This is a genomic window from Pandoraea fibrosis (assembly GCF_000807775.2).
GTDB classification, from domain to species: Bacteria; Pseudomonadota; Gammaproteobacteria; order Burkholderiales; family Burkholderiaceae; genus Pandoraea; species Pandoraea fibrosis.
The window spans coordinates 3,545,564-3,565,558 of sequence record NZ_CP047385.1 but is presented as its reverse complement, the minus strand read 5'-3'; the positions used below and the strand labels follow the sequence as shown (position 1 = coordinate 3,565,558).

The 19,995-nt window shown below is 61.7% G+C and carries 19 protein-coding genes; 4 read left to right on the top strand and 15 right to left on the bottom strand.

Translation table 11 applies throughout. The features are described from left to right. Positions 1–96 precede the first annotated feature (96 nt). Positions 97–954, top strand: a complete 858-nt coding sequence (locus tag PI93_RS15690) for a lysozyme inhibitor LprI family protein (protein ID WP_158453312.1) — start codon at positions 97–99, stop codon at positions 952–954. A gap of 34 nt (positions 955–988) precedes the next feature. On the opposite strand, the gene PI93_RS15685 is transcribed toward PI93_RS15690, so the two are convergent. The 3 genes from PI93_RS15685 to PI93_RS15675 all read right to left on the bottom strand — a co-directional run bounded on the left by PI93_RS15685 (position 989) and on the right by PI93_RS15675 (position 3,601). Further along, positions 989–1,879 (bottom strand): hypothetical protein, encoded by an 891-nt coding sequence (locus tag PI93_RS15685; RefSeq protein ID WP_144400498.1) that lies wholly within the window; start codon positions 1,877–1,879, stop codon positions 989–991. A 112-nt stretch (positions 1,880–1,991) separates the two neighbouring features. Further along, on the bottom strand, positions 1,992–3,080 hold the full coding sequence (gene arsB, locus PI93_RS15680) for an ACR3 family arsenite efflux transporter (protein WP_039365601.1): 1,089 nt from the start codon (positions 3,078–3,080) through the stop codon (positions 1,992–1,994). Beyond that, the gene (locus PI93_RS15675; protein WP_039365603.1) at positions 3,080–3,601 is read right to left on the bottom strand and encodes an arsenate reductase ArsC; all 522 of its coding nucleotides are present in this window, start codon (positions 3,599–3,601) and stop codon (positions 3,080–3,082) included. The genes arsB and PI93_RS15675 overlap by 1 nt, the downstream gene beginning before the upstream one ends. 74 nt (positions 3,602–3,675) lie before the next feature. Here PI93_RS15675 and PI93_RS15670 point away from each other — a divergent pair, with 74 nt between their 5' ends. After that, complete coding sequence (locus PI93_RS15670; protein WP_201278452.1) at positions 3,676–3,999, top strand: ArsR/SmtB family transcription factor; 324 nt, start codon at positions 3,676–3,678, stop codon at positions 3,997–3,999. Positions 4,000–4,021: 22 nt separating this feature from the next. Here PI93_RS15670 and arsH read toward each other — a convergent pair whose 3' ends face one another. From arsH to PI93_RS15630, 8 genes are all read right to left on the bottom strand, one after another. Continuing rightward, on the bottom strand, positions 4,022–4,774 hold the full coding sequence (gene arsH / locus PI93_RS15665) for an arsenical resistance protein ArsH (RefSeq protein WP_039365604.1): 753 nt from the start codon (positions 4,772–4,774) through the stop codon (positions 4,022–4,024). A gap of 99 nt (positions 4,775–4,873) precedes the next feature. Beyond that, complete coding sequence (locus PI93_RS15660; protein WP_039365606.1) at positions 4,874–6,085, bottom strand: SAM-dependent methyltransferase; 1,212 nt, start codon at positions 6,083–6,085, stop codon at positions 4,874–4,876. Next, positions 6,082–6,897: a DUF1365 domain-containing protein gene (locus PI93_RS15655; protein WP_407945368.1), complete on the bottom strand. Its 816-nt coding sequence runs from the start codon at positions 6,895–6,897 to the stop codon at positions 6,082–6,084. Before PI93_RS15655 ends, PI93_RS15660 begins: the two co-directional genes overlap by 4 nt. A gap of 14 nt (positions 6,898–6,911) precedes the next feature. Then, positions 6,912–8,216 carry an NAD(P)/FAD-dependent oxidoreductase gene (locus PI93_RS15650; protein WP_039365608.1) on the bottom strand — a complete coding sequence of 435 codons (1,305 nt, stop codon included), beginning with the start codon at positions 8,214–8,216 and terminating at the stop codon, positions 6,912–6,914. Beyond that, positions 8,213–9,325: an SAM-dependent methyltransferase gene (locus tag PI93_RS15645; RefSeq protein ID WP_039365610.1), complete on the bottom strand. Its 1,113-nt coding sequence runs from the start codon at positions 9,323–9,325 to the stop codon at positions 8,213–8,215. The genes PI93_RS15650 and PI93_RS15645 overlap by 4 nt, the downstream gene beginning before the upstream one ends. Before the next feature lie 32 nt (positions 9,326–9,357). After that, entirely contained in the window at positions 9,358–10,155 is a 798-nt protein-coding gene (locus PI93_RS15640) for a DUF1295 domain-containing protein (RefSeq protein WP_039365612.1), read from the bottom strand. A gap of 191 nt (positions 10,156–10,346) precedes the next feature. After that, positions 10,347–11,084 (bottom strand): anti-sigma factor, encoded by a 738-nt coding sequence (locus tag PI93_RS15635; RefSeq protein ID WP_039365614.1) that lies wholly within the window; start codon positions 11,082–11,084, stop codon positions 10,347–10,349. Next, positions 11,081–11,698 carry a sigma-70 family RNA polymerase sigma factor gene (locus PI93_RS15630; RefSeq protein WP_039365616.1) on the bottom strand — a complete coding sequence of 206 codons (618 nt, stop codon included), beginning with the start codon at positions 11,696–11,698 and terminating at the stop codon, positions 11,081–11,083. The genes PI93_RS15635 and PI93_RS15630 overlap by 4 nt, the downstream gene beginning before the upstream one ends. 291 nt (positions 11,699–11,989) lie before the next feature. On the opposite strand from PI93_RS15630, the gene maiA reads away from it, so the two are divergent. Together maiA and PI93_RS15620 are read left to right on the top strand one after the other, a co-directional pair. Then, positions 11,990–12,634 (top strand): maleylacetoacetate isomerase, encoded by a 645-nt coding sequence (maiA, locus tag PI93_RS15625; protein ID WP_052240348.1) that lies wholly within the window; start codon positions 11,990–11,992, stop codon positions 12,632–12,634. Between the two features lie 231 nt (positions 12,635–12,865). Continuing rightward, positions 12,866–13,651 carry a GntR family transcriptional regulator gene (locus PI93_RS15620; RefSeq protein WP_080758981.1) on the top strand — a complete coding sequence of 262 codons (786 nt, stop codon included), beginning with the start codon at positions 12,866–12,868 and terminating at the stop codon, positions 13,649–13,651. A gap of 69 nt (positions 13,652–13,720) precedes the next feature. Here PI93_RS15620 and PI93_RS15615 read toward each other — a convergent pair whose 3' ends face one another. The 4 genes from PI93_RS15615 to PI93_RS15600 all read right to left on the bottom strand — a co-directional run bounded on the left by PI93_RS15615 (position 13,721) and on the right by PI93_RS15600 (position 19,953). Beyond that, the gene (locus PI93_RS15615) at positions 13,721–14,569 is read right to left on the bottom strand and encodes a class I SAM-dependent methyltransferase (RefSeq protein WP_039365618.1); all 849 of its coding nucleotides are present in this window, start codon (positions 14,567–14,569) and stop codon (positions 13,721–13,723) included. A gap of 116 nt (positions 14,570–14,685) precedes the next feature. Beyond that, on the bottom strand, positions 14,686–15,690 hold the full coding sequence (locus tag PI93_RS15610; RefSeq protein ID WP_052240349.1) for an Ldh family oxidoreductase: 1,005 nt from the start codon (positions 15,688–15,690) through the stop codon (positions 14,686–14,688). A gap of 98 nt (positions 15,691–15,788) precedes the next feature. Then, positions 15,789–16,916 (bottom strand): aminotransferase class V-fold PLP-dependent enzyme, encoded by a 1,128-nt coding sequence (locus PI93_RS15605; protein WP_039365620.1) that lies wholly within the window; start codon positions 16,914–16,916, stop codon positions 15,789–15,791. 265 nt (positions 16,917–17,181) lie between these two features. Next, on the bottom strand, positions 17,182–19,953 hold the full coding sequence (locus PI93_RS15600; RefSeq protein ID WP_236105544.1) for an autotransporter outer membrane beta-barrel domain-containing protein: 2,772 nt from the start codon (positions 19,951–19,953) through the stop codon (positions 17,182–17,184). Between the last annotated feature and the right edge of the window lie 42 nt (positions 19,954–19,995).

Sequence of the window (19,995 nt, the reverse complement as noted above, 5' to 3'; positions counted from 1 at the left end):
TTCGACATGGCTCGTACACCGGCGCGTGGGTCAGCGCTTGATTTTTGGACCTGCACGCGCTTGAATCCGGTATTCCTTGCGTTCGAGGCGGAGCCCGTGATTCGCACCCTGATGAAATCCTTGCCGGTATTGGCGTTGTGCCTGTCCTTCGTGGCAATGGCGGCAGACGGGCCGCCGTCGGCCAGCGGCATCGACCTCGATCAGCGCCTGAACCGGTGTCTGGCCGATCCAGACGAACCATCCACCGGCGATCAGGATCAATGCATCAGCGAAGCCACGCATGCGTGGGACGCACGTCTGAACGCCAGCTACGAGACGCTACGTGGCGCGTTGCCGGAGGCGGCACGCCCGGCACTGTTGAAGGCGCAACGGGCGTGGCTGGCGAGTCGCGATGCGGACCTCAAGCTGATCGCTGCGGTGTACGCCACGGTACGAGGCACGATGTACGCCCCAATGAATGCCAACGACGTGATGGTGCTGACCCGACGACGCGCTCAGATCTTGACGCGTTACAGCGCGGATATCGAGAATGCTTCGGCGAGCGCCTTCCGCATGGATGGACGGCTCACGCCTGCGAAGGTGGAAAAAGAAGAGGGCGGCAGCGCTGTGCCACAGAGAGGTCTGGCATTCGAGCGAAAACACTGCCACGGGCTGACCGAGCCGGCGACCATTGCCCGCTGCGCAGCTCAGGCGACAGCACACTACACAAAGGATATCGACGACGAAACGCGGCGCATCGAGCAGCGATTGCCGGTGGCGTCACGCGCCGCGATGCGCGCATCTGCCAGCCAGTGGCGAACGTTTATGTCGATGGAGAAAGCGCTCGTGGCAGCGGTTTGTCCCGCGGCCGACACCTCGCAGGGACAGGCTTGCCGAGCCGTGCAGGCGCGCAATGAAACCCTCGCACGCCTGCAGAAGCTCGTTCATCTCGAAGCGATGATCGACGCCAACTGACTGGTGTTGCCGTGTACGGTGTCGTCCCTGTCGCTCAGTCGATGCGGCGCACGCGCACCAGCAGCCAGACCATCACCGCCGTAGCAACGACCGTCGCAAGAATCGACTTCCAGACGGAGTGTGTGGTGATCCATGTTCCGACGAACGCCCCCGCGAACACGAAAATCGCGATCCATTCGAGTCCCTTGTCGAGCATGTTCGGATCGCGATAACGGTGTTTGTCTCCAGCAGGGGGCTCGCCTGACGATGTGGCGGCGGCATATCGTGCACGCGGTGCACATGCGGGAAAAGCCTCCACCAGGGATTGGCTGGGCCACGGATTGACCTCGGCGCCGGGATTGCCCGCACCGGTGGTGCGCCAGACGGCGTCGGCGTCGGCCACCCGTTTCAGATCTGCGATTTCCTCAGCCAGATCCGCGTGGACGCGGGTGCCGTGATCCAGTGCCGTGATCTGTTCGAGTTCCGCCGTTAGCCATTCGGTGGCGTCGGTGACGTCGGGCAGCCCACTGGTGCGAACCAGAATGAACGTGCCGTAGGCCGTCGAAAGATAGCTGACAAAGGCGTCGTAAATCGGGCGAAAACGCTCGCCGAGGAGCGCAATTACAGAATCGCGTCGGCGGCCAGCGCGCTCGAGCGCCAGCGCCTTGCTCGTCACCAGATAGGGGTATTGGGCATCCTTTTCAGCTTGTGTGGCGCTTTCCAGAAACTCTTCGAGTTCCACCGCCGCGTCGTCGGGATCGAAGTCGTCGATGACGTAGGCGAAGTGAATATCGTCTGGAGCGAATAATGCGCGCCAGAAGAGCGGGATATGGGCGTTCGCCTCCAACGAGGGACCATCGGCGGAAAAGTACGTCTTCAGTTCGCCTTTACGGCCCTCCGGCATGCGTGGCCAAGGCGGACTCTCGAGAAAGACAGGATGTGACATGTCTTGAGCCTTCAGCAGAGTTGGTCGGTGCAATCGGACGTTGGCACGCCAAACTTTCGGGCCAATACGGGGCGAGCCGGGGAAATTCTGGCTTAACTGGTGAATTTTGTCATCAGGCAGCGCGCTTGCGCTCGTACCAGGACTGAGTTCTGTTGACGACGCGCACGACGACAAGCATCAGCGGCACTTCGACCAGCACACCTACCACGGTCGCGAGTGCCGCGCCCGAGCGAAGGCCGAAAACGCTGATGGCCGTGGCAACCGCCAACTCGAAGAAGTTGCTGGCCGCAATCAGGCTCGACGGCCCGGCTACGCAGTGCGCAACACCGAGTCTTCGATTCAACACGTACGCCAGCCCGGCGTTGAGCATCACCTGTATCACGATGGGAACGGCAAGCAATCCGATGACCACGGGCTGCTCGATCATCACGTCTGCCTGAAAGGCAAAGAGCAATACCAGCGTGGCAAGCAGCGCGCCCATGGCGTAGGGCGCAGAGGCCGCCGCGGCACTGGCCGGCGCATTCGCATTGCGCCGGAGCAGGGCGCGACGCAGGCCCTGCGCAATCGCCACCGGAATCAGAATGTAGACGGCGACCGAGACGAGCAACGTCTCCCATGGAATGGCAATGGCCGAAACGCCGAGCAGTAAAGCCACGATGGGGGCGAACGCGATAACCATAATGGCGTCGTTCAGCGCGACCTGCGAGAGCGTGAAATAGGCGTCCCCTTTGCATAGTTGAGACCACACGAACACCATCGCCGTGCATGGCGCCGCAGCCAGCAGGATCAGTCCCGCGGTATAGCTGTCCAATTGATCGGCGGGTAACCATGCCGCAAACGCATGACGAATGAACAGCCACGCGAGCAACGCCATCGAGAAAGGTTTGACCAGCCAATTCACTGCGACGGTCACGCCAACGCCGCGCCAATGCTCGGCAACATGTCGCAACGCGCCGAAGTCGATCTTCACGAGCATGGGAACGATCATGACCCAGATCAGCATCGCAATGACGATGTTGACGTGGGCGACTTCGAACCGGGAGACAAGCACGATATGCGTCGGTGCAAAGTGTCCGATGAAGATGCCGGCTCCCATACAGAGCAGTACCCAAACCGATAGATATCGCTCGAAAGTGCCCATGACCGCTGCCGGTTCGGGCTTCGCTTTGGATGAATCGATGTCGGGAAGCGAACGGCTCATTACGCCTCCCCGGCGCGAAGGCGGTTGCCGATCGCCTGAAGTTGCTCAAGCGCTGCCGCCGGGTCGAGCTTTTCCAAGGGAAGCTCCAGCAGCAACTCGATGCGCGCGCGGAGTTGCAGATAGGTCTGGAGGAAGGCTTTGCGAATGTCGTCTGGCGTGCCCTGTGTCTGCGACGGGTCGGGCACGCCCCAATGCGCCTTGGCGGGATGGCCGGGCCAGATGGGGCACGTCTCGCCCGCCGCGTTGTCGCAGACGGTAAAGATGAAGTCGATTCGGGGTGCGCCGGCCCGGGCGAATTCGTCCCAGGACTTGCTGCGCAGTGCCGACGTGTCGTTCCCACGCGATGCCAGCAACGCAATCGCATGGGGATTGGGCTGTCCGGAAGGCTGACTGCCCGCGCTGAAGCCAACAAACCGGTCGGCCCCCAGGTCGTTGAGAATGGCTTCGGCCAGGATCGAACGAGCCGAATTGTGTGTGCAGAGGAAGAGCACGTGGTGCTTGGCGATATCTGCTTGTATCATGACGCAAAGATTCCGGAAATATCGAAATAATGGACCCGTGGGATCACGGGGTAATCGACGACATGCAAACCACCTTGAACGATACCGACGCTGTCAAAGCGCTTGCCGCACTCGCGCAAGGCAGCCGGCTTGCCGTGTTTCGACTGCTGGTCGTTGCCGGTCCGGAAGGACTTAGCGTCGGCAACATTGCCGAGACGCTCGGGCTTGCCAATGCCACCTTGTCATTCCATCTCAAGGAGCTAGTCAACGCGGGCCTGATCTCGTCCAGACACGAAGGGCGTTACATCTACTATGCGGCGGCCATCGACAAGATGAACGCCTTGATCGGCTTTCTCACCGAAAACTGCTGTCAGGGCGTGCCGGAACGCTGCGAGCCGGCGTCGCCACGGAAGTGCTGAGTCATGTTTCGTTGTGTTGCCATCATTTCGCGCGTGACGCTGCGCCGATAGCAATGGCAGACAGGTCCGTTGTCGCATCCAGCGGCCTATCGGCCTCGGCACGTTCGCTGTAACGATCGACGAGATAGTCGCGATTTGCGCGCAGCAATAGCGTGAACTTGATCAACTCTTCCATCACATCCACGACGCGATCGTAATAGGCCGACGGCTTCATCCGGCCCGCCTCGTCAAATTCCTGAAATGCCTTCGCGACCGAGGACTGATTGGGGATCGTGAACATGCGCATCCACCGGCCAAGCTGGCGCAACTGATTGACCGAATTGAACGATTGAGAGCCGCCGCTGACCTGCATGACGGCGAGCGTGCGGCCTTGGGTCGGCCGGATGCCTCCCATCGAGAGCGGAAGGTGATCGATCTGCGTCTTCATGACGGCGGAGATCGTTCCATGTCGCTCGGGACTGCACCAGACCTGACCTTCGGACCATACCGACAACTCTCGTAATGCCTTGACCTTCGGGTGTGCGTCTCCATCGACTTCGTCGGGCATTGGCAGTCCGCGAGGGTCGAAGATACGCACGTCTGCGCCCATCCGCTCCAGCAGCCGGGCCGCCTCTTCGGTCAGCAAGCGAGAGTAAGACCGCTCGCGCAGCGAACCGTACAGAAGCAGAATGCGGGCAGGCGCGGCGTCGGGCATCCCGAGTCTGGCGGCAATGGAGACATCGAGACTGCCGGGCTTCACGGCAGGAAGGGTGGGTTGAGACGAGACCACATGCATAACAGTGTCCGATCATTGATTTGATATTTCCAATAATATGGAATATTCAATCGATGCGCAAGGTGCCCCCTCGAGGGGGCAGGAATTTGGGGAAACATGTCACACCGGGAGGGTCACGACGAAATGCCTGACGTCGATGCGCCGCTCTTCGAACGCCGCCTCGCAGTATTGGAGGTACAGGCGCCAGGTCCGGATGAACGTATCGTCGAAGCCCTGTGCGCGCACGGCGTCGATCTGCGATTCGAAGGCGGCGTGCCAAAGCCGTAACGTTCTGGCGTAATCCAGCCCGAAACTCAGGGTCTGGGATACATGCAAGCCACCGTTTCGGGATGCCGTCGCAAAGCGTTCGGCGCTGGGCAGCATGCCGCCGGGGAAGATGAACTCGCGGATGAAGTCGCTCGATATGCGGTACGCGTCGAAGGCGTCGTCGTCGATGGTGATCGATTGGATGAGTGCCCGGCCGCCGGGGAGCAGGCGGGACTTGAGCACGGCGAAGTAGGCCGGCCAGTAGGCCTCACCCACGGCTTCGAACATCTCGATGGAGACAATGGCGGCGAATTGCCCCTGCACGTCACGATAGTCGGTCAGCGAAATCTGTGCGAGGTGACCCAATCCTTCGGCGTCGATGCGCGAGGTGGCGATGGCGTACTGGGCCGGCGATAGGGTGATGCCATGCACCGCGATGCCTTGCCGGGCTGCATGCAATGCGAAGCCGCCCCAGCCGCAGCCGATTTCCAGCACGCGCTCGCCGGGGCGAAGCCCGAGAGTGTCGATGATTCGTTGATACTTGGCATGCTGTGCGTCGGCGAGCGAGCGCTGGTCGTCGCCGTCGAACCACGCGCTGGAATACGTCCATGTCGTATCGAGCCACAGGCGGTAGAACGCGTTGCCCAGATCGTAATGCGCATGAATATTGCGCCGACTCCCCGCGCGCGAGTTAGCGCGAAGCCGATGCCGGAGGTGATACCAGATACGCGCGATTCGCGAACCCGTCGCGGCCGTAGAGACCGACGGCAGATTCCGTATGGCCAGCCTGAGCAGCGCCACGATGTCCGGCGAGTCGACCCATCCGGCCCGGTAGGCCTCTGCGAAGCCGATATCGCCGGCATGCAGGATGCGACGGCAGGCACGCCAATCTCGCACCTGAAGCGTGGCGTGCGGCGGGCTGTGCGAATCACCGAACACATGCACGGTGCCATCGGGACAGACGAGCGTTAGGTGGCCGCTCCGAATCCGGCGCACCAGGGTGAGAAACAAATGCGCCCAGATCGGCACAACGGCATGCGGTGAGAAAAGTCGTAGCGGAATCATGGATGGATCTCCTGATCTGAGGAGGCTGGGCATTCGGTCGTCGTTGCCGATAACGCCGGCGGGGTCTTTCCATAGAACGGCACGCGCTTGAACCAAAGGCGCAGCGCCTGCCAGTGAATTCTGATGACAACATTGATCGCATTGCATGGCTGTGACAGGACCGCGCGCAACACGCGGCGCGCGGTGAAGGGTTCCGCACGCATCGCGATCGCCGTGCGCAGCAAGAGCAGCTCGCCGACGCGATAGTCGATAGCGAGCGACCACGACAAGCCTTCTCGGCGAACGCGAAATTCATACTGCCCCTCCACATCGCAGAACGGCGAGACGTGAAACACCTTGCGACAGACGAGCAGCGTGTCGTTGTGAATTACCGCGTGCCCGGGGGCGCTGAGCAGATACCCGTGGTGCTGGCCGAACGTGTTTCGCACATCTGCATACAACGCGCGCAGATTTCCCTCGCGGTCGTGGCAATACCAGAAGCTCACTGGGTTAAAGGCGAAGCCCGCCATGCGGGGAATCGTCTGCAACCACATGTCGCCGTCGGCCGGAATGCCTGCTTCCACGAGACGTGCCCGCATCCACGGCATGAGGGCGCTTCCGTCACGTGGGCCGTAGTCGCGTGAGCGCACAGAGAGCGGCCGGCGGCAATCCATGGCGAACCAACGACCGCGCAGCGCCTGCGCACGGCCGATGTCGCAGGCGACCTGAAACATCGGGTATGCGAACGCATGCCGCACAGGATGCAGACGCTCATGGGTCACGCAGCCGCGCAACAACCAGATCGCTGGGGAGGAGCCAGCGGGCAAGGATATTGGCGTATCGCGGTTCATAACCTCGCCCATGCCGGAATGACGCCGAAGTCGCGGGCCACGCGTAGTGCAGATTTCAGGCCGTCTTCATGGAAGCCGTAGCCCGTCCAGGCGCCTGCGAACCAGGTGTTCTGGCGGCCCTGCAACTCAGGCAAGCGCGATTGCGCATCGACTGCCGCGAGGTCGAGGAGGGGGTGTTCGTAGGCGTAGCGTCCCAGTACCGTATGGGGCGCAGGCTCCTCGACAGGGTTGAGCGTGACGATCACGGGAGAGGTGAAGGGCAACGCCTGGAGTTGATTGATCAGATAGCTCACACATACGGGGAGCTGTGCATGCATGGACTGTCCTGTCTGACTGACGTAATTCCACGCCGACCAGACGCGGCGGCGTCGTGGCAGCAGCTTCGGGTCCGTGTGCAGTACTGCGCGGTTCGGCTGATAGCGCACCGCGCCGAGAACGCGATGCTCCGCCGGGCTGGCATCACTCAGCAGTCGCAAGCTATCCGGTGCATGTCCTGCCAGCACGACAGCATCGAAGCGTTGCGACTGATCGTCGCCGAACGATAGCGTGACGCCTTCCGGATCGCGTGTGACGCGACGCACGGGCGTTCGCAGACGGATATCGTCGAGCGTTGCGACCATGCGTCGCACATAGTCGCGCCCCCCGCCTGCCACTGTTTTCCACTGAGGCCGATGGCGAATCTGGAGCAACGCGTGGTTCAGGCAGAAACGAAGAAACGTCGCGGCCGGAAAGTGCAGAATGTCTGCCGCCCGGCTCGACCAGATGGCTGCGGCCATCGGCAGGAGGTAATGATGCTGAAACGACTGTCCATAGCCGTTGGCCAGCAACAGGTCTCCCACGGACTGACGTCGACTGAGGGCTTCCCTCAAATGCTCCTGCGCCCGGGCGTTAAAACGCAGGACGTCGCGCAACATGCCCAAGAAGCGCGGGGAGTAGAGGTTGCGGCGTTGTGCAAACACCGTATTGAGATTCGTGCCGGCCCATTCGAGCGCACCGCCGTCGACCGACACGGAGAAGGACATGGCGCTGGCGATGGTGCTTACGCCGAGTTCGTCGAACAAGGCGATCAGATTGGGATAGGTGCGATCGTTGAAGACCAGAAACCCGGTGTCGACCGGTGCTTCTCGGCCGTCGAGCGAAACATCGACCGTGTTCGTGTGGCCGCCGGGGTAGCCCCCGGCTTCGAACAACGTCACTTGATGTTTGCGAGCGAGCAGGTAGGCGCTGGCGAGTCCGGCGATGCCCGCGCCGACGACGGCGACGCGGCGTCCTGGCGGGAACGCGAAGGTTGGCGTGGTCATTGCCCGCTTCCTTCGGCGCGGTTCCGGACAAAGAGGTAATGGCCGACGCCCCATTCGCTGCCATGGGCGTAGCCGAACAGTTCGGCAACGGCCATGTAGAACATGCGCCACCGCTGAAACTGAATGCTCGCCTGCGCGCCGTAACCGGCTTCCAGGATCGGCAGCGTCAGGGCGCGCGAGGCGTCGAGCGCCGCCAGCCAGTCGTTCGCAGTGCGCTGGTAATGGCGGCCGTCGAGCCACCAGCGGTTCACCACGCGCAAGTCGTCCTGAAAATGCAGGAGCAGATCTGCACTGGGCATGGTGCCGCCGGTGAAGAAGTGCCGGGACATCCAGTCGCTGCCATCGTGGTTCTGAAAGTGATAGGCAACGTGACGGTGGGCGAAAAGATGAACGAACAGCTTTCCATCGTCCTTGAGCCAGCGCGCCACCTTGCCGAGCAACGCGCCGTAGTTCTTCATGTGCTCGAACATCTCGATGGACAGGATGCGGTCGAAACGGAAGGGCAGGGCGTCGTCGAATTCGAAGTCGGCCACATTGCCGGTCACGATGCGCAGGTTGCGAAGCCCGCGACGCGCGGCCGCCGACTCGATGAAACGGCGCTGCCCGTGCGAGTTCGACAATCCGACGATCTGCGCGTGTGGATATCGTGTCGCGAGCCAGAGCGAGAGCGAGCCCCACCCGCAGCCGAGATCGAGAATCCGCTGCCCGTCGACAATCTCGGCGCGCTTGCCATAAAGCGCGAGCATGGCCTGTTCGGCTTGCGATAACGTTTCGTTGCCGTTGGGGTAGTAGCAGCATGAGTACTTCATCGCGGGTCCGAGATGCTCGACGAAGAAGTGGCTGGGCACTTCATAGTGCTGGGTGTTGGCGGCCTGAGCGTCGACAGCAATCGGGCTGACGCGAAGGTCGTTCAGCAATGTCGCGAGCGATTCGGCACGGCGCGCGGGGTTGTGCGCATGGGCGTCGCGCAGACGCTGACGCATCAGCATGCGCATGCCTGCCCGCAGCACAATGTCCGGCACAAGGCCACGTTCGCAGAGGCGGATCAGGCCGGTCTCGTCCGAGCCGGCGGCGGGGGCGGCAGGCGGTTGCGTCAGGGATACGGTCATGGTGTCGGGCTCCTGGCTTCGACGTGCGGGTTTCATGACATCGATGTCTCGACGGTCTTTTTCGGTGGCCAAGGAATCAGAGCGCTGGTGCTCTGCATGTAGGTTTTGTATGCGGGACGCGATTGCACCAGATGGGCTTCGAGCAGCGGAATGCCCGACACCTTGAGCAACAGCCACGCCATGAGCAAGGGTGGGAAGAGCGTGGCCCAGACCCATGGCGTGCCAATGGCGAGCACGGGATATGCGCACCAGTGCAGACATTCGAAGAAGTAGTTGGGATGACGCGAGTATCGCCACCAGCCAACTTGGCAGACCTGAGCGCGATGCGTTGCGTCGGAGGTGAATCGTCGAAGCTGACGATCGGCCGAGGCCTCGCCCGCGACGGCGGCCAACCAAACGAGCATGGCGATCGCAACAGCAAGCGGGGCGGGGGCCCGCTGGCTGAAGGCGGGCACGAAGAACGCCGTGGCCAGCAGCATCGCGATGACGCCTTGCAACTGGAAGAACCAGAACATGTCGCGCTCGGCGTGCACGCCCCATTGCTCACGGAACTGCCGGTAGCGCGCATCTTCCGGATGTCCGTAATTGCGTCGCCAGAGATGCACCGCGAGACGCAGGCCCCAGAGGCCGCCCGCGAGTCCGACGAAAACCCGGTAGGTGGTATGACCTGCACCGAGTGCTGCCGCCAGGACGGCAACCCCCGCGAGCGCGGCGGCCCAGACCGGGTCGACCATGCCGGCATTGCGCGAGTGCCGCTGGTAAGCCCAGACGGCAAGTAGCGAGAGGCTCACCCCGGCAAACGCGAGGAGGATGACGGCGGCATGCGGCATGCGGACTCCAGTAGCGGATCGAAAGGTGATACCGCTCTATACGGAAGCCATGCGCTACCGGATGCACACGTGGATGAAATATTTCGGCAGGGCCGGGGAAGGGGGGCGAGTGTGGGGAAACCACGCAAGGGTTGCCGTAACGTCTGGGCAACCCTTGCAGCGAGAACGATTGCGGATACGGATCGGCGTGATCAGGCCGGGCGGATCGCGCCCGTCGCCACCACGGGGCCGGTCGGTTGGCCGGTTGGCGAACCACCCGGCGGTTCGACAGACACGGCCAGCACGGCGTTCGTGCCAATCTGGGCGAGGATTTCCGGCGAGAGGGTCATCGACGCTGGCTGATCGGCGGGGAATACCCCGAGCGGAATGGGCTTCGCGTTTGGCGGTATCAGCCAGAGTTCCGTGGCGCGTCCAGCGGCAATGACGGGCTTGTCGGCTGGCACGACGACCATGCTGGCGCGGCGGGTATCGACGGTTGCCGTCCAGTGGGCCACGCCGTCTTGCCGCGCGATGGTCGCGACCAGATAGGCACTGGTCGCAACGCTCGGTGGCCCCGATGGCACAAACGAGCGGAAGTTGACGGCCAGCAGCGCCAGCGCGGCAACGCTCGCCCCCATCCCCAGCCAGCGCCAGAGGCGCAGATTGTCCCACCAGGTGATGGCGGTCGACGAAGCCGGTCGGGCAGCCTGAACTCCAGGCGAGATACCGAGATCGCGCTGAATCCGTTGCCAGACGCGAGGCGGCGGCTCGATGGCCGGGACATCCTCGGCCAATGGCGCAACGCGGGCTTGCCATTGATGCAGGCTACCCTGCAATAGCGGGTTCTCGTTGGCGTCTTGCTCAAGCTCGCGCCGCTCGGTCGCGTCCAATACCCCGAGGGCGTATTCGGCGCAGCGCAGTTCGTCGTCTGGGTTGGCGGGCGTATTCATTGCTCGAGGCACATCTTCAATTGCATCAGGCTGCGGCGAATCCAGCTTTTCATCGTCCCGAGCGGCACGCTCAGACGGCTGGCCAGTTCGCTATAGGACGCACCGCTGAAGAAGGCCTCGCGCACCACGCCACGTTGCTGTGGTTCAAGGCGCTGCATGCACTCTTCCAGGCGTTGTCGTGCCTCGGAGGCTTCGGCAAGGGCAGCGGGCGTGGGGTCTTCGGATGGGATGGCAAGGGCGTCAGGCTCGTCGAGGGCCGATTCGCGATGCTCGCGTAAGCGATCGATGGTGCGGTTGCGCGCCAGCGTGATCAGCCAGGTCATGGCGCTGCCCCGTGCGGGATCGAAGGCGCTGGCCCGCCGCCAGACATTGACGAAAACGTCCTGGAGCAGGTCTTCTGCCTCGGCCCGGTCGCGAACCATTCGCAAGATGACGCCAAACACGCGCGCGGAGGCCAGCCGGTAAAGCGTGGCAAACGCGTCGCGATCTTCCTGAGCAACGGCCGACAGCGTGCGGTTCAACGTGTCGCGCAATTCGTTGTCGCCGCCTGAATCGATTGTGCGCTGCGTACCTGAAGCTCGATCTTGGTCAGTGCTTTCGGGCATATCGTTCATGCGGACGAGGCCGTAGCGTTGGCGTTCCGCGCAATATAGCACCTTCACCGCAGCAAAGGGCGTCCTGTCGGGCAGGGGGCGACCGGCATTCGGCATGGCGAGGTGTGGGAAGGAGGTCATGGCAGGAAATACGAATGACACCCCCCATCGGATGCAACGTCGACATGTGAGTTGCAAGTGCAATCGTTGCGTGGCATGATCGCCGGCAATTGAATTGCAAATGCAATCGTATGTCGATGCACGTCGGCACGTCGCAATTTTCCCTTAACGACTCTGAAGAAGGATGGCTCAATGGCAATTCAGCTTTACGGCTTTTGGCGATCGAATGCCGCCTTTCGCGTGCGCGTGGCGCTCGCCCTGAAGCAACTACCTTTCGAGGAAATCGAGATCGATCTGTTGGCTGGACGCCAATTCGATGCCGGCTACGCCGAGGTGAATGCCGAGCGTGTCGTGCCGACGTTGGTCCACGACGGCCGTCGGATTTTCCAGTCCCTCGCGATCTTGGAGTATCTCGACGAGATTCACCCGTCGCCGCGGCTGATGCCGGATAACGTCGAAGATCGTGCCTATACCAGAGCCCTGTCGCTCGTTTCGGTCGCAGACGCCCATCCGCTTGTGGTACCGCGCGTTCGCAAACATCTGACTGATACCTTTGGCGCAGACGCCAATGCCATTGATGCATGGTGCAGGCACTGGGCGGAGGAGGGGCTGGCGACCTATGAGCGCATGCTCGTGCAACGCCCGGCCACCCCCTTTGCACTGGGTACGGCACTCACGCTCGCCGACATCTGTATTGCCGGCCAGAAGATCATCGCGGATCTACATAAGCTGGATATCGACGCATTTCCGAACGTTGCGGCGTTGACGAAGCGATGTTTCGAACTGCCGGCGTTCGCACAGGCGCATCCTTTCCAGCAGCCCGGGTATTCGCGCTAGGCGTTTCGTTTGCCACGCATGCCAAGGCGGTGTCGCACGCCTGCGAATGGTGCGCACGCCTTGCATTGGTGCGGAATCTGCCCCATCGGAAGGGTGTGTCCGGCAGGTAGTCGTGCATGCTTTCGGGGCAATTCCGGGATAGCGCCTTTGGCCATGGGCGTTGGCACGAAACTTGAGTTGATCCACGCAGACTTGTACACAAGAAGGAGTACCAAATGCGTGGATGGACGCATGAAAACTGCTGCAAGCGACGTCGTTGAACCGGCCGCCGCGCATACGCCCGAATTTGGCCCGGCGAGCAGTGCCGGGTCGCTGGCCGCCCAGATTTACGCCAGACTCAAGGCCGACATCTTCGACTTTCGTTTGCTGCCGGGCGACCGGTTCAGCGAGAGCGACGTGGCGACGCGAATGCAGGTCAGCCGCACACCGGTGAGGCAGGCGCTGTTCTGGCTGCAACGCGAGGGTTATGTCGAAGTCCACTTCAAGAGCGGCTGGCAGGTGCGGGAGTTTGACTTCAAGTACTTCGAAGACCTGTATGAGATCCGCATCATGATGGAGTCCGCGGCCATCGCCCGGCTGGCCAAGGGGGCTGCTTTTAGGGCGCTCATGCCGCTGCGCGAGATATGGTGCGTGGCGCCTGCACAGTATGAGCCCGAGCCGGCGAAGCTCGCGTCATTGGACGAAGCGTTTCACGCTGGCCTGATCACGGCGACCGGGAATCTGGAGATGGTCCGGATGCATTTCGATGTGACCGAGCGAATCCGGATCATTCGGCGACTGGACTTTACCAAGGCGCCGCGTGTGCTGGCGACCTACGAAGAACACGCGGCAATTCTCGATGCCATTCAGTCCCGCGACCTGGGCCTTGCACAGTCGCGAATCGAGGCCCATATCCAGCAGAGTCAGTCCGAGGTCAAACAAATCACGTTGCACATGCTTCACTCGGCGCGAGAGCGATTCGACTCGCTGGCCAGACGCGATCCCGTGTCGGATGACTCCCCTGCGCCATCGAAATGAATGGAAGCCGCCTGGGAGGGCGGCTTCTTGCTTGGCTTGGGGGAGGGAAGGCGCGTGGTCTAAAAGACCTTACGTTTGCGTCTGCGGCACGAGCGTGGTGGAAAATCGCTCGCGCAGCTCTTCCAGCCCGAGCGATTCCAGCACGGTTTCCAGTCGTTCGGCGGGGCGGCGGCGGGGCAGGTCCTTGTACTGCGCGATGATCAGCTCGTTCTTCATCGAATGTTCCCAGCCCACCAACTCGGTGACGGTGACGTGGTAGCCATGTGCCTCCAACTGCAAGCAGCGCAGCACGTTGGTGACCTGACTCCCGAACTCGCGCGTGTGCAGCGGATGCCGCCAGATTTCGGTCAGCGGATTGCCTGCCAGCAGCTTGCCTTTGTGCTTGCGTAATACGCCGGCCACTTCGGCCTGACAGCATGGGACAAGCACAATGTGGCGTGCTTTCTTGGCGAGTGCGAAGCGAATGGCGTCGTCGGTGGCGGTATTGCAGGCGTGAAGCGCTGTGACGACGTCGATCGTTTCCGGGAGTGCCGGCGACGTGATCGATTCCGCAACGGACAGATTCAGGAACGACATGCCGGGAAAGCCCAGGCGCGTGGCCAGCGCCTGCGACGACTTGACCAGTTCCTCGCGGGTTTCGATGCCGAAGATGTGCGAATCGTCGGCCAATGCCTTGAAGAACAGATCGTAGAGGATGAACCCCAGATACGACTTGCCCGCCCCGTGGTCGGCCAACGTGACGCGACCGCTGTCGGTCTTGACTTCCTGAAGCAGGGGCTCGATGAACTGGAACAGGTGATAGACCTGCTTGAGCTTGCGGCGACTGTCCTGATTCATCTTGCCGTCGCGCGTCAGGATATGCAGTTCCTTGAGCAATTCGACGGACTGACCAGGGCGGATTTCGTGGGTATTCGACATGTGAGACTAAGTAAGCTGCGGGACGCGATGTGCCCCGAATACCGGCAGTTTACCGAAAAGCGCCAGTCGCAGCCCGAAACCCGGCCGCCGGCGGGTCACCTGTGGTTCTCCGACGGCTATCGGTTCGTGCTGATTGGCGATGGTGTCGGGTTGTCGAAGCGACAGTAGTGTTCGATGACAGACAGGAGGGAAGGGGGAAGGCAGACGTGATCGGGCGTCTCGCCACGGCCGGCAATGTAGATACCCTTCGCCGACAGGCGCTCGATCTGGGATGTCAACCGGTCAGGCAAGTCGGGCGCCAGGATCGCGGGATCGATCGCGACAATGAAGAGCCCCACGCCCGGAGACTGCGCTCCGTGCTGGAACGATGGGGTATCCAACGACCAGTTTGCACCGGTCATGCCGGCCGAGAGGATTTCGACCATCAGGGCGATGTTGGCCCCTCGGGCGCCGCCAAATGCCAGCAGCATGCCTGACAGCGCGCTCCGGGAGTCGGTCGTGGGCTCGCCGGCAGTATCCAGCGCCCACGTCTCGGGAATCGTTTCGCCGCGCGTCGCTGCGTCGCGAATGTTGACGAAGGCGGTGGCGCTCGACGCCTGATCGATGACGAGCGGGACGCCGCCCGCAACCGGTGCAGCGAACGACATCGGATTGGTGCCGAACACAGGTTGGCGGCTCTGTGGCGTGGTCACCATCGCGGGTCCGTTGGAGGTCGCCAGACAGACGAGGCCTGCCTCGGCCAAGCGACGGGTGTAATAGCCCAACTCGCCCACTGTGAAACTATTGCCTTGCAGGAATAGCGCCACGCCAAATTGTCTGGCGTTCTCGACGAGTTTGTCGAAAGTCAGGTCGAAGCCGAGTTGCGCAATGCCGGCATCGGCGTCGACGCGAATGGTCGTCGGGGCGGGAAAGCGGATTTCGGGTCGGGCAGTGCCCGCAATACGGCCTGACGAGAGGCCTTCCAGATAGTCCGGCAAGTGGGCGAAGCCCACTGATCGATGGCCCGCGCGTTCTGCGGCAACCGTAGCGTTGGCGAGCGACGTGGCGGTCTGCTCGTTCGCGCCGGCCGCCAGCGCGGCTCGTCGGGCAAGTGCCCGAGCCTCATCGATCCTGAGTCGCATGGTTTCCAATCGGTGACGGCGTGGCGGGATTGAGTGTCATACTCTTCCGCCACGCGATAGTGGAGCGCCGCACACCCTCAATTTTCCGGAAAGGCGCGTTAGGAAATGCTGTCCAGCGCCTTGGCGAGCCGATTCACTGCGCCTTCGACGTCGTGCAGTTTGTCCAGGCCGAACAGGCCGATGCGGAAGGTCTTGAAATCGTCCGGTTCGTCGACGCGAAGCGGCACACCGGCCGCGATCTGCAGGCCCACATCGACAAATTTCTTCCCCGAACGAATGCCGTCGTCATCGGTATAGCAAACCACGACACCTGCCGCCTCGAATCCTTTCGCCGCGAGACTCTTGAAGCCTTTCGCGGCCAAGAGCGATCGAACACGCTGCCCGAGTTCAAGTTGTTCCGCCCGAACCTTCTCGAAACCGTAGGCCTCGGTCTCTTTCATGACGTCGCGCAATGTCGTGAGGCTGTCGGTCGGCATGGTGGCGTGATAGGCAAAGCCACCTTTCTCGTAGGCTTCCATGATCTGGAGCCACTGCCGGAGATCGCAGGCGAAGCTGGTGCTCGTGGTCGACTCGATTCGCTCGCGGGCGAGCGGGCTGAGCATGACCATGGCACAGCAGGGCGACGCACTCCACCCCTTTTGAGGGGCACTGATCAGTACATCGATGCCGCAGGCCTGCATGTCGACCCAGACCGTACCGGAGGCTATGCAGTCGAGGACAAACATGCCACCGACATCGTGGACTGCGTCGGCCACCGCGCGCAAATAGGCGTCGGGCAGCATCATGCCGGAAGCGGTCTCGACATGCGGTGCGAAGACCAAATCGGGCTTGTGTTCCCTGATCGCGGCGACAACCTCCTCGATCGGGGCCGGTGCATATGCCGCTTGCCTGCCTTGCTCGACCGGACGGGCTTTAAGCACGATGGATTCGGACGGAATGTTGCCCATGTCGAAAATCTGCGACCAGCGGAAACTGAACCAGCCGTTGCGAATGACCAGACATTTCTTGTTCGTCGCGAACTGGCGGGCAACGGCTTCCATGCCGAACGTGCCGCTACCCGGAACGATGGCGACGGACCGGGCGTTGTAGACCTGCTTCAGGACCTCGGAAATATCGCGCATGACGCCTTGAAAGCGCTGCGACATATGATTGATGGATCGATCGGTGTACACGACCGAATATTCGAGGAGTCCCTCGTGGTCGACATCGGGAAGTAGTCCGGGCACATCTGCCTCCGAAATGGGAAGAGTGAAATATCTAGACCCGATTCTACCCGCAGGTCAGCGAGGCGATGGATGCAGCGCACCATTGTCTCCTGCCGGATCGGGCGAGATGCGCGCACTCGCGTCTCACGCGTCGACGAACCCGAGCGCGCACGATGCGCCGCTGGTGTGAAAAGACGGTCCATGCCAGGGGGCGAGCATGAGTCATCTCTCGTTAAAGAAAAAAGCCGCATAGGCGGCTTTCTCCAGACGATGCATCGATCCGATGTCAGAATTGATAGCGCAGCCGCAGATCTGCCGTTTGTGCTGTATAGCCTCGCGAGGCCTCCAGGGTATAACGCGCCACGAGCGTCAGATTCTGGCTGCGTGCCAGTGCCGCCCCCAACACCATTACGCCGGTATCGCGGTTAGCCAGCGCCCCTTGCGTAATGAAACTGGTAGCGCCGCTGGTGTCAGCCGCGAAGTTAGCGATCGACTGTATGTTGGTATCGAGGTATTCATGTCGCCAGCTCAGTTGAATCGACGGCGTGATTTCGCCATACGAAGTCGTGAATGTGCGCGCCAGTTTTGCACCCAGTTCGCTCTTCAAGGACGAGGCACTGGAGGAATTGACACGCAACGCGGCGACGCTGCCGGTTTCCGTATAGGCATCCTGCGTCATGCGACTGTAGGTCAGGCCGACGATCGGTGTGAGGGTCGTCACGGCGTCCAGTTTGATGGGGTAGCCCGCCTGCGCCGACGCAATGTATTGCGCACCGTTGAATCGACCGGCAGCGTTACCGCTGAAACCCGTGTAGTCGACGCTGCGATGGGTGTCGTACTTTTGCCAGACGATGCCGCTGGCGAGATTCACGTACCAGCGTTGCGCCGTATAGCCGCCATATCCGGTAAGTCCATACGCTTTGACACGTGCCGAGCTACCTGTGCTGTCATCGCGGCCATCGACCGACGTATCTGCATAGTTGAATAAGCCGCCGACACGCCACGCATCGTTGAGCGCAGTGTCGGCGCCGATGAGAAGGCCTCCGTAGCTGGCACGATACCCGCTGGCGCCGCTGCGACCGCTCTGATTTGCCTGACCGCCGAACGCCTGTCCCCACAGGGCAATATCACTGGCAGACTCGCCGGTTGCCACACCACTGCCGGCGCTTTGCGCCGAGCGCAGGATGTCGATGTGGGATGCGGCGATATTGAGTACGGCTTGCGTTGTCGCCTGTGCTGATTGGACGGCCGAAGCGGTAATTGCCGCCGGACTCAATTGAGCGCCAGCGCGATTGGCGTCGCCTGCGGAATCGAGGGCGACAGCAGCATTGAACATGTTGAGCATGTCGGCGTTGGTGCCACCATAACGAAACAATCCCGACAACGCGGAAATGGCGTTTGGCGTCGTTGCCCGCATGATCGGACTGGTCGCGCCCGGACTTGTGCCGGGGCTGGTGCCGCCAGGGCTGGAACCGCCTGGCGTCGAGCCAGGGTCGGTGCCGCCCGGATTTGTACCAGTGGCTGGCGCTGCCAGGGTGACGACAAGATCGGTCTTGGTGTTGTCGTCGCTATCGACCACGCTGGCGCCCGAATATGTGCCGGTGTAGCCGTCAGCGGAATAGTTCAGCGATCCTGCGTTGTAATTCGTGCTGGCGTGACTCGCCTGTGCCACAACAAAGCGCTGTCCCTGCGCAAAGCCATAGCTATTGAGCTTTTTCAGCGCGACGCTGGCGCCGGCGTCGAAAGTCGCTGCGCCCGACACGACTAGCCGGCCGTAGCCGCTGTCGGCACTGGCGACACCGGTGGCAACCGCCCCGTCCGCCACGCCGATGTTGAGTGTTGCGCCGGCGTTCTGGGTGTAGTTGCCGGTGATCGTGATCGCGTTGTTGACCTGCAGCGTACCGCCTGCATTGAACACGGTGTTGCCACCCACGTTGATATGGTCGTTGAGCAACTGATTGCCGGCGCTGAAGGTCAGGTTTGACGCCGTATTGGTGATCAGCCCGATATTGCCGGCGTCGATTCCGCTGCCGGCGCCGGTGAGGGTGCCGAAGGTGGTTCCGCTACCGCCGGTCAGGCTCAAGGGTTGCGTTGTGTTGACTATCTTGCCGGAAATGACGCCGCCATCGTTGGCGATGACGTTGATGGTGCCGGTGTTGGAGATCGCAGCTTGGGTCCCCTTGATAGTGCCCGTGTTGGTCAACGTACCAATCGCGGCGTCGTTGGAGATGGCCGTCTGGGCGTCAATTAAGCCGCCGTTGCTGAGTATGGCAATGGTACTGTTGCCGAGGTTGGCGATACCCGCGCTATGGGCATTGATGAACCCCGTGTTGGTCAGCGTCCCGATGCTGCCATTATTGTTCTGGATCGCGGTGACGCCACTGATGGTGCCGCCTGCGCCGTTCTGCAGCGTGGTGATGGCGGCGTTGTTATTGTTGATCCCGAAACCAGCCTGGCTAATCAAACCACTGTTGCTCAGCGTGCCAATCGTGCCGCCTGAATAGTTGAAGATCCCCGTTGCGCCGTTGGATATCGAACCGCCACTGTCATTGGTTACCGTACCGATGGTGCCGCTATTCTTGATGCCGGTAACGGCGGTGATCTCGCTGCCGGAGAAGTTGTGCAGCGTGATGATCGTGCCATTCGCGGCATTGTCAATGCCTGTGCCGCCGGTAATTGAACCGCCGACTGCGCCGTTCCCGTTGTTGAGGGTAGTAAGCAAGCCTGTATTGGCAACCCCAGTGGAACCACTAAGCGTGCCGTTGTTCTGCAGAGTGCCGTTCGTGGTGCTAATGCTGAACACTGGTGTGCCGGTGACAAGAACGCCACTATTGACGGTCATCGTCCCGATGCCGTTCCAGAACACGTTGGACGTCGAGCCAGTGACAGTGGCGGTCCCCGTGACCGTGACCGCTTTTGCCGGGGTAGCAATCAATGTTGCACATGCGGCCGTCAGCGATAGCGCAAGACAGGTCTGCTCGCCCGCAGAAAAGCGAGGTTGTTTTTTTGATCGGCCCATTTGTTCTTTTGATAATTTTTCAATATTTTTGTCGGACAATTCAACTTTCGACGAGGAGTATCAATTGATTCTCCCGAAAAC

Excerpts from the sequence above, each read along its gene's own strand:
- PI93_RS15635 (WP_039365614.1), bottom strand. The coding sequence starts at position 11,084 with ATGAATACGCCCGCCAACCCAGACGACGAACTGCGCTGCGCCGAATAC.
- PI93_RS15675 (WP_039365603.1), bottom strand. The coding sequence starts at position 3,601 with ATGATACAAGCAGATATCGCCAAGCACCACGTGCTCTTCCTCTGCACA.
- PI93_RS15645 (WP_039365610.1), bottom strand. The coding sequence starts at position 9,325 with ATGACCGTATCCCTGACGCAACCGCCTGCCGCCCCCGCCGCCGGCTCG.
- PI93_RS15650 (WP_039365608.1), bottom strand. The coding sequence starts at position 8,216 with ATGACCACGCCAACCTTCGCGTTCCCGCCAGGACGCCGCGTCGCCGTC.
- PI93_RS15685 (WP_144400498.1), bottom strand. The coding sequence starts at position 1,879 with ATGTCACATCCTGTCTTTCTCGAGAGTCCGCCTTGGCCACGCATGCCG.
- arsB (WP_039365601.1), bottom strand. The coding sequence starts at position 3,080 with ATGAGCCGTTCGCTTCCCGACATCGATTCATCCAAAGCGAAGCCCGAA.
- PI93_RS15640 (WP_039365612.1), bottom strand. The coding sequence starts at position 10,155 with ATGCCGCATGCCGCCGTCATCCTCCTCGCGTTTGCCGGGGTGAGCCTC.
- PI93_RS15610 (WP_052240349.1), bottom strand. The coding sequence starts at position 15,690 with ATGCGACTCAGGATCGATGAGGCTCGGGCACTTGCCCGACGAGCCGCG.
- PI93_RS15620 (WP_080758981.1), top strand. The coding sequence starts at position 12,866 with ATGAAAACTGCTGCAAGCGACGTCGTTGAACCGGCCGCCGCGCATACG.
- PI93_RS15630 (WP_039365616.1), bottom strand. The coding sequence starts at position 11,698 with ATGAACGATATGCCCGAAAGCACTGACCAAGATCGAGCTTCAGGTACG.
- PI93_RS15660 (WP_039365606.1), bottom strand. The coding sequence starts at position 6,085 with ATGATTCCGCTACGACTTTTCTCACCGCATGCCGTTGTGCCGATCTGG.
- maiA (WP_052240348.1), top strand. The coding sequence starts at position 11,990 with ATGGCAATTCAGCTTTACGGCTTTTGGCGATCGAATGCCGCCTTTCGC.
- PI93_RS15615 (WP_039365618.1), bottom strand. The coding sequence starts at position 14,569 with ATGTCGAATACCCACGAAATCCGCCCTGGTCAGTCCGTCGAATTGCTC.
- arsH (WP_039365604.1), bottom strand. The coding sequence starts at position 4,774 with ATGCATGTGGTCTCGTCTCAACCCACCCTTCCTGCCGTGAAGCCCGGC.